An 8,814-nucleotide genomic window follows, 5' to 3' on the forward strand; every position below is an offset into this window, starting at 1 on the left:
CAGGGAATGCAGCCAGGCACAGATCCCGGGAACGGCCAATAATCCTGTGGGAGCGAGCCTGCTCGCGATGAGGCCAGCGCGAACAACACACCCCTCAACAGACAAAAGCAGCACAAACAAAAACGCCCCAACCAAGGTCGGGGCGTTTTCATTTGCAGCTAAGGCTTAGCGCGGGAATGCTGGCGGGTTTACACCGGCCATGTCTTCCATCACGCGAACCACCTGGCAGCTGTAACCGAACTCGTTGTCGTACCAGACGTACAGAACAACGCGGTTATCCTGGGTGATGGTCGCTTCCGCGTCCACTACGCCTGCGTGGCGCGAGCCGACGAAGTCGGTGGAAACCACTTCCTGGGAGCTCACGTAGTCGATCTGCTTGTGCAGGTCCGAGTGCATGGCCATCTGGCGCAGGTACTCGTTGATCTCTTCGCGAGTGGTGGCCTTTTCCAGGTTCAGGTTCAGGATAGCCATCGACACGTTCGGCGTAGGCACGCGAATCGCGTTGCCGGTCAGCTTGCCCTTGAGCACTGGCAGCGCCTTGGCGGCTGCGGTGGCGGCACCGGTCTCGGTGATGACCATGTTCAGCGGCGCGGCGCGGCCACGACGGCTGCCCTTGTGGAAGTTGTCGATCAGGTTCTGGTCGTTGGTGAACGAGTGAACGGTTTCGACGTGGCCGTTGACGATGCCGTACTTGTCGTTGACTGCCTTGAGCACCGGCACGATGGCGTTGGTGGTGCAGGACGCCGCCGAGATGATCTTGTCGTCAGGGGTGATGTCGCCATGGTTGATGCCGTGCACGATGTTCTTCAGCGCGCCCTTGCCAGGTGCGGTGAGGATCACGCGGGCAGCGCCCGGGCAGGCCAGGTGCTGGCCCAGACCGTCGGCGTCACGCCATACACCGGTGTTGTCGACGATAAGAGCGTTTTCGATGCCGTACTGGGTGTAGTCGACTTCGGCCGGGCTCTTGGCGTAGATAACCTGGATCAGGTTGCCGTTGGCGGTGATGGTGTTGTTGGCTTCATCGATGGTGATGGTGCCATCGAACGGGCCATGGACCGAGTCGCGGCGCAGCAGGCTGGCGCGCTTGACCAGGTCGTTCTCGGCGCCCTTGCGGACAACGATGGCGCGCAGGCGCAGGCCGTCGCCACCACCGGTTTTCTCGATCAGGATGCGCGCCAGCAGACGGCCGATACGACCGAAGCCGTAGAGGACAACGTCGGTGCCTTTGCGGGCCGAAGCGTTCTGCTGGCCAACCACGTCAGCCAGTTCTTCACGGACGAACTGCTCGGCAGTACGGCCATTGCCTTCGGCCTTGAATTTGGCCGCCAGCTTGCCCAGGTCCACCGAAGCGGCGCCGAGCTTGAGCTCGCTCATCGCCTTGATCAGCGGGAATGTTTCGTGGACGGACAGCTCGCTTTCGTCGGACTGACGGTGACGAGCAAAGCGGTGAGCTTTGAGAATCGCAATGACTGAACGATTGATCAGGCTGCGGCCATAGATCGAGCTCACCACGTTGTTATTGCGGTAGAGCTGACCGATAAGCGGAATCATCGCTTCTGCGAGTGCTTCACGGTCGATCCATTCACCAAGACACTGGTCGGGCTTCTGAGTCACGGGAACCTTCCACATGTAGGGGCAGAAAAAAGGGGCTACATTATGCCGCCGAGTGACAGCTGTAGCAATGCGCGCCCGTCGTGCTTTTCGTAACAAATCGTCGTTCAAAAAACTTACGCCTCGCGCAAGCCCAATAAAACCGGGGCTTGCAGCGAAGTCAATTTTTTGGAGGTCACGCGTCCTTATCCGTAACCCTCCGTAACACTCGTTGTATTTGCCACTACATATTCAGTAATTTCCGGTAAAAAACCGCTGAATTTTGTCTTTACCACTACATTTCATCAGACCGTCGCTTTAGACGCAGTCAGCAACTGACAGGCGGCATCGTTGACCGCTACAATTGTCGACTTTGTCGCAACGCTTGGAGCTCAACCTTCCGTGCCCGTTCTGCGTCTACCGCTTCTCCCTGCCGCGGCAGGTAAACAGCACTGGGGCAACCTGCCCGGTGCCGCCCTGAGCCTGGCCATCGCCGAGGCCGCCAGCGCTGCCAAGCGCTTTACCCTGCTGCTGACCGCCGACAGCCAAAGTGCCGAACGGCTGGAACAGGAGCTGGGTTTCTTCGCCCCGGATTTGCCCGTATTGCACTTTCCCGACTGGGAAACCCTGCCCTACGACCTGTTCTCGCCGCACCAGGACATCATTTCCCAGCGCATCGCCAGCCTGTACCGGCTGCCGGAACTGAGCCATGGCGTGCTGGTGGTGCCGATCACGACCGCCCTGCATCGCCTGGCACCGACCAGATTCCTGCTCGGCAGCAGCCTGGTGCTGGATATCGGCCAGAAGCTCGACGTCGAGCAAATGCGCGCCCGGCTTGAAGCCACGGGTTATCGCTACGTCGATACGGTGTATGAACACGGCGAGTTCACCGTTCGCGGTTCGCTGATCGATCTGTTCCCGATGGGCAGCAAGCTGCCGTATCGCATCGATCTGTTCGACGACGAAATCGAAACCCTGCGCACCTTCGACCCGGAGAACCAGCGCTCGATCGACAAAGTCGACTCGGTCAAGCTGTTGCCGGCCAGGGAATTCCCGCTGCAGAAAGAAGCGGTCACCCGTTTCAAGGCCCGGTTCCGCGAGCGTTTTGACGTCGACTTCCGCCGCTGCCCGATCTTCCAGGACTTGAGCAGCGGGATTACGCCAGCCGGCATCGAGTACTACCTGCCGCTGTTCTTCGAAGAAACCTCGACGCTGTTCGATTACCTGCCCCAGGACACGCAAGTGTTCTCGCTGCCCGGTATCGAACAGGCCGCGGAAAACTTCTGGAACGACGTGCGCAATCGCTATGAAGAACGCCGCGTCGACCCCTCCCGTCCTTTATTACCTCCCGCCGAACTGTTCCTGCCAGTGGAGGACTGCTTCGCGCGCCTGAAGAACTGGCCGCGCGTGGTGGCCAGTCAACAGGATGTAGAAAGCGGTAGCGGTCGCGAGCGCTTCCCCGCCCGGGAGCTGCCGAACCTGGCCATCGAAGCCAAGGCCACCCAGCCGATGGCGGCACTGGCGGAGTTCCTCGACCAGTTCCCCGGTCGCGTGTTGTTTACCGCCGAATCCGCAGGCCGCCGCGAGGTGCTGCTGGAACTGCTGGAACGCCTGAAGCTGCGACCGAAAACCGTCGACAGCTGGCCAGACTTTGTCGCCGGCAAGGAACGTCTGGCGATCACCATCGCACCGCTCGATGAAGGCCTGCTGCTGGACGACCCGGCCCTGGCCCTGGTTGCCGAAAGCCCGTTGTTCGGCCAGCGGGTGATGCAGCGCCGTCGCCGCGAAAAACGCGCCGATGCCAACAACGATGCCGTCATCAAGAACCTCACCGAGCTGCGCGAAGGTGCGCCGGTGGTGCACATCGACCACGGCGTCGGCCGCTACCTGGGCCTGGCGACCCTGGAAATTGACAGCCAGACCGCCGAATTCCTTGCCCTGGAATACGCCGAAGGCGCCAAGCTTTATGTGCCGGTGGCCAACCTGCACCTGATCGCCCGCTACACCGGCAGCGACGATGCCCTGGCCCCGCTGCACCGCCTCGGCTCCGAGACTTGGCAGAAAGCCAAACGCAAAGCCGCCGAACAGGTGCGTGACGTGGCCGCCGAGCTGCTCGACATCTATGCCCGCCGCGCCGCCCGTGAAGGCTACGCCTTCGCCGATCCGAAAGCCGACTACGCCACCTTCAGCGCCGGCTTCCCGTTCGAAGAAACCCCGGATCAGCAAACCACCATCGAAGCTGTGCGCGAAGACATGCTCGCGCCCAGGCCGATGGATCGCCTGGTGTGCGGCGACGTTGGCTTCGGCAAGACCGAAGTGGCGATGCGCGCCGCGTTCATTGCAGTCCACGGTGGACGCCAGGTGGCGATTCTGGTGCCGACCACCCTGCTCGCCCAGCAGCATTACAACAGCTTCCGCGACCGCTTCGCCGACTGGCCGGTGACCGTGGAAGTGATGAGCCGCTTCAAGTCGACCAAGGAAGTGAACGCGGCGGTCGCGGACCTGGCCGAAGGCAAGATCGACATCGTCATCGGCACGCACAAGCTGCTGCAGGACGATGTGAAGATCAAAAACCTCGGGCTGGTGATCATCGACGAGGAACACCGTTTCGGCGTGCGCCAGAAAGAACAACTGAAGGCGCTGCGCAGTGAAGTCGACATCCTGACCCTGACCGCCACGCCGATTCCGCGCACGCTGAACATGGCGGTGTCGGGCATGCGTGACCTGTCGATCATCGCCACGCCGCCAGCCCGTCGCCTGTCGGTACGCACCTTCGTCATGGAGCAGAACAAGAGCACGGTCAAAGAGGCCTTGCTGCGTGAGCTGCTGCGTGGCGGCCAGGTCTATTACCTGCACAACGATGTGAAGACCATCGAGAAATGCGCCGCCGACCTCGCCGAACTGGTGCCGGAAGCACGGATCGGCATCGGCCACGGGCAGATGCGCGAACGCGAACTCGAACAGGTGATGAGCGACTTCTACCACAAGCGCTTCAACGTGCTGATCGCCTCGACCATCATCGAGACCGGCATCGACGTACCGAGCGCCAACACCATCATCATCGAGCGCGCCGACAAGTTCGGCCTGGCACAATTGCACCAGTTGCGCGGCCGGGTCGGACGCAGCCACCACCAGGCGTACGCCTACCTGCTGACGCCACCGCGCCAGCAAATTACCCCGGACGCGGAAAAGCGCCTGGAAGCGATCGCCAACACCCAGGACCTCGGCGCGGGCTTCGTGCTCGCCACCAACGACCTGGAAATCCGTGGCGCCGGCGAACTGCTCGGCGACGGCCAGAGCGGGCAGATCCAGGCGGTCGGCTTCACGCTGTACATGGAAATGCTCGAGCGCGCAGTGAAGTCGATCCGCAAGGGCGAGCAGCCGAACCTCGACCAACCGCTCGGCGGCGGTCCGGAGGTCAACCTGCGGGTTCCGGCGTTGATTCCCGAGGACTACCTGCCGGATGTCCACGCCCGCCTGATTCTCTACAAGCGCATTGCCTCGGCCACCGATGAGGACGGCCTCAAGGATTTGCAGGTGGAGATGATCGATCGTTTCGGTCTGTTACCGGAACCGACCAAGAACCTGATCCGCATCACTGCATTGAAATTGCAGGCCGAGCTACTGGGCATCAAGAAAGTCGATGGCGGCCCGCAAGGCGGTCGCGTCGAGTTCGCCGCACAGACGCCGGTCGACCCGCTGACCCTGATCAAGCTGATCCAGGGCCAGCCAAAACGCTACAAATTCGAAGGCGCCACGATGTTCAAGTTCATGGTTCCGATGGAGCGCCCGGAAGAGCGCTTTAATACTGTAGAGGCGCTGTTCGAGCGCCTCGTTCCGAAAACTGCTTGAAGGACGCCGCATGCGCCTGTTTCGCTCACTGACCTTGCTGACCCTGCTAATTCCAGCGCTGGTCGCACCCACGGCATTTGCCGATGACCTGTATCAGGTCGAAATGATTCTGGTCCGTCAAAACGCCGTGCCGGCGATTGTCAGCCGCGCCGCACCGGAAGACTGGGCCGCTGGCGCCCAACCCGTGGGCCCCGACAGCTTGCGTACGCCAAGCCTGAATGGCGAGGTGGAAAAACTCACCAGCAGCGCCGACTACACGGTGTTGCTGCACAAGGCCTGGCAACAGACTCTCGGCGAAAACGCCAGCAAAGTGGCGATCAGCGACGGCAAGGAACAATATGGTCAGTTCCCGATCGAGGGCACGCTGAACATGACGCTGGGACGCTTTACCGACGTCGACGCCGATTTCTGGGTCAATCAGATCGATGCCAATGGCATGGTGACCGCCAGCGAGCGCTTGAAACAGGAAAGCCACACCAAGAACGGCCAGTTGAACTTCCTCGATAACGGCCACCTCGGCCTGCTGATCAAGATCACCTCGCTGACCGCTCCCGCCCCTCGGCCAGTCCCCGATGAAATTCCGGACTGATTCCCATGTCTGCGGCCCTGAGCAAACCCCTGGCACCGTCCTGGGTCAGCCGATTCAAGGAACAGAGCCTGGAGCGTGGCCGCCGTTATGCGCTGGAGAATCGTGTCAGAATCGTCGAGGTCGGCGACGCCACGATCATCGCCGCTTGCGAAGGCTCAGGCAGTAACGTTTACCGCCAGACCATTCGCCTGCGCGAGTCAGCCAAGGGCACGCTGCTGATGGTCGACGCCACCTGCTCGTGCCCGGTCCACAACAACTGCAAACATTGCGCAGCGGTGCTCCTGCAAGTGCAGGAAACCCTCGACTACCCCGCTGCCGCCAAAGACGCCGAACTTCTGGAAAAACTCCAGGCAGTCCTGGAAAACCGCAGCCCGAAAGCCCCGCCGCAAGTGCTGGTGGACAATGTGCAACCGTTACCGCGCCTGTGGCTGGCCAGCATCGAGTTCAGCGCATTCGAACCGCGCAATGGCCGAATGCAGCGGTACATTCAGCACCGCGCGGCGCTGTCTTTCAGTTACCTGGACGAGTACGTTTGCGGACAGAGAAACTCCGACATCCTGATTCGTCAGGAAACCCAGACGCTGCGGATAAAACGCCACCCGGAAGTGGAACAGTCCTACCGGGAACAGTTGCGAATCCTCGGTTTCAAAGTTGCCACCCGGCAAAGCAAGGCCCTGCCGGAAAGTGCCGGCGAGCTGTTCGAGATGGTCAATGACAGCGCCTGGCTGACCTTTACCCTCAATGAACTGCCGAAGTTGCGCTCCCAGGGCTGGGAATTGCAGATCGACGAGGACTTCGGTTTCGACCTGACGGCGGTAGACGACTGGTACGCCACGGTCGAACAGGCACCGGAGCGCGACTGGTTCGACCTGGAACTGGGGATCATCGTCAACGGCGAACGCCTGAGCCTGTTGCCGATCCTGCTCAACCTGATGCGCTCCCACACCGAAATCCTCAACCCGGAACGCCTTGCCCGACGACGCGACGACGAGTTGATCCTGGTCAACATCCCCAATCGCCCGAACTCCGAGCACGGCCCACTGCAAGTCGCCCTGCCCTTCGGCCGCTTGAAGCCGGTGCTGGCCACCCTCGGCGAGTTCTACCTGCAGGAGCCCGGCGACACCACGCTGCGCCTGAGCAAGGCCGATGCCACGCGCCTGAACCCGCTGGAAGACATGCCACTACTGTGGGAGGGTGGCGAACAGATCCGCACCTTTGCCCAGCGCCTGCGCGACATCAAGGACCACACTGCCGCGGCCCCGGAAGGTTTGAATGCGACTCTGCGCCCGTATCAGCTTGAGGGCTTGAGCTGGATGCAATCGCTGCGACAACTGGAAGTGGGTGGAATTCTCGCGGACGATATGGGCCTGGGCAAAACCCTGCAGACACTGGCGCACGTGCTGAGCGAGAAAAACGCCGGCCTCCTCGACCGGCCGTGCATGGTCGTGATGCCGACCAGCCTGATCCCCAACTGGCTCGACGAAGCGGCGCACTTTACGCCGCAGCTCAAAGTGCTGGCGCTGTACGGTGCCAGCCGCAAAAAGCACTTCGACAAGCTGGCCGACTACGATCTGATCCTGACCACCTATGCACTGCTGCCCAAGGATGTCGAACGCCTGGCGGCGCAGCCCTTGCACATACTGGTGCTGGACGAAGCGCAATACATCAAGAACCCCGGCAGCAAGGCAGCCCACGCCGCCCGCGAACTGAACGCCCGGCAGCGCCTGTGCCTGAGCGGCACACCGCTGGAAAACCATCTCGGTGAGCTCTGGTCGCTGTTTCACTTCCTCTTGCCCGGCTGGCTGGGCGACGTCAAAAGCTTCAACCGCGATTACCGCGTGCCGATTGAAAAGCGCGCCAGCGAGGTCAGGCTTCAGCACCTTAACGGCCGGATCAAACCTTTCCTGCTGCGCCGCACCAAGGAGCAGGTGGCCACCGAGTTGCCGCCGAAGACCGAGATCATCCACTGGGTCGAGCTCAACGAGGCCCAACGCGATGTATACGAAACCATGCGCCTGGCCATGGACAAGAAAGTCCGCGACGAGATCACCCGCAAAGGCGTGGCCCGCAGCCAGATCATCATTCTCGAAGCCCTGCTCAAGCTGCGTCAGGTGTGCTGCGATTTGCGCCTGGTCAACGAGGCGACCCTGCCAACCCGTGGCAGCACGTCAGGCAAGCTCGACAGCCTGATGGAAATGCTCGAAGAACTGTTCGAGGAAGGTCGGCGGATCCTGCTGTTCTCGCAGTTCACTTCAATGCTGTCGCTGATCGAGGACGAACTGAACAAACGCGGCGTGGCCTACGCCCTGCTGACCGGCCAGACCCGCGACCGCCGCACGCCGGTGAAGGAATTCCAGAGCGGCAAACGTCAGATATTTCTGATCAGCCTGAAGGCCGGTGGCGTTGGCCTGAACCTGACCGAAGCGGACACGGTGATTCATTATGACCCGTGGTGGAACCCGGCGACGGAAAACCAGGCGACTGACCGGGCATATCGCATCGGCCAGGAGAAGCCGGTGTTCGTTTACAAACTGATTGCGCGCGGCACCGTGGAAGAAAAGATTCAGCACCTGCAAAAGGAAAAGTCCGACCTCGCGGCCGGCGTGCTGGACGGGCGCAAGGCCGGGGACTGGAAACTGCAGAACGATGATATCGAGGCGCTGTTTGCGCCGCTGCCGGAAAACCTCGAAAAGCGTTGAGATCTTCGGCGTTTTTAAGTCCGCCATCGCGAGCAAGCTCGCTCCCACAGGTTCTATGGTGTCCGCAAAAGTTGTGTTCGACGC

4 protein-coding genes are annotated in these 8,814 nt (G+C 61.4%); 3 read left to right on the top strand and 1 reads right to left on the bottom strand.

Features of this window, described 5'->3' with window-relative positions; all coding sequences use genetic code 11:
• Positions 1 to 165 precede the first annotated feature (165 nt).
• Complete coding sequence (locus AC1DRN_RS29325; protein ID WP_007974029.1) at positions 166 to 1,629, bottom strand: glyceraldehyde-3-phosphate dehydrogenase; 1,464 nt, start codon at positions 1,627 to 1,629, stop codon at positions 166 to 168.
• 363 nt (positions 1,630 to 1,992) lie between these two features.
• On the opposite strand from AC1DRN_RS29325, the gene mfd reads away from it, so the two are divergent.
• Genes mfd through AC1DRN_RS29340 form a run of 3 tightly spaced genes read left to right on the top strand, consistent with a single transcriptional unit; the run spans position 1,993 to position 8,730 of the window.
• Positions 1,993 to 5,442 carry a transcription-repair coupling factor gene (gene mfd / locus AC1DRN_RS29330; protein ID WP_223463216.1) on the top strand — a complete coding sequence of 1,150 codons (3,450 nt, stop codon included), beginning with the start codon at positions 1,993 to 1,995 and terminating at the stop codon, positions 5,440 to 5,442.
• 10 nt (positions 5,443 to 5,452) lie between these two features.
• Positions 5,453 to 6,031, top strand: a complete 579-nt coding sequence (locus AC1DRN_RS29335) for a CsiV family protein (protein WP_223463215.1) — start codon at positions 5,453 to 5,455, stop codon at positions 6,029 to 6,031.
• Between the two features lie 5 nt (positions 6,032 to 6,036).
• Positions 6,037 to 8,730 (top strand): DEAD/DEAH box helicase, encoded by a 2,694-nt coding sequence (locus AC1DRN_RS29340; protein WP_223463214.1) that lies wholly within the window; start codon positions 6,037 to 6,039, stop codon positions 8,728 to 8,730.
• The last annotated feature ends 84 nt before the right edge of the window (positions 8,731 to 8,814 follow it).

The organism is Pseudomonas sp. P5_B3 (assembly GCF_056400405.1).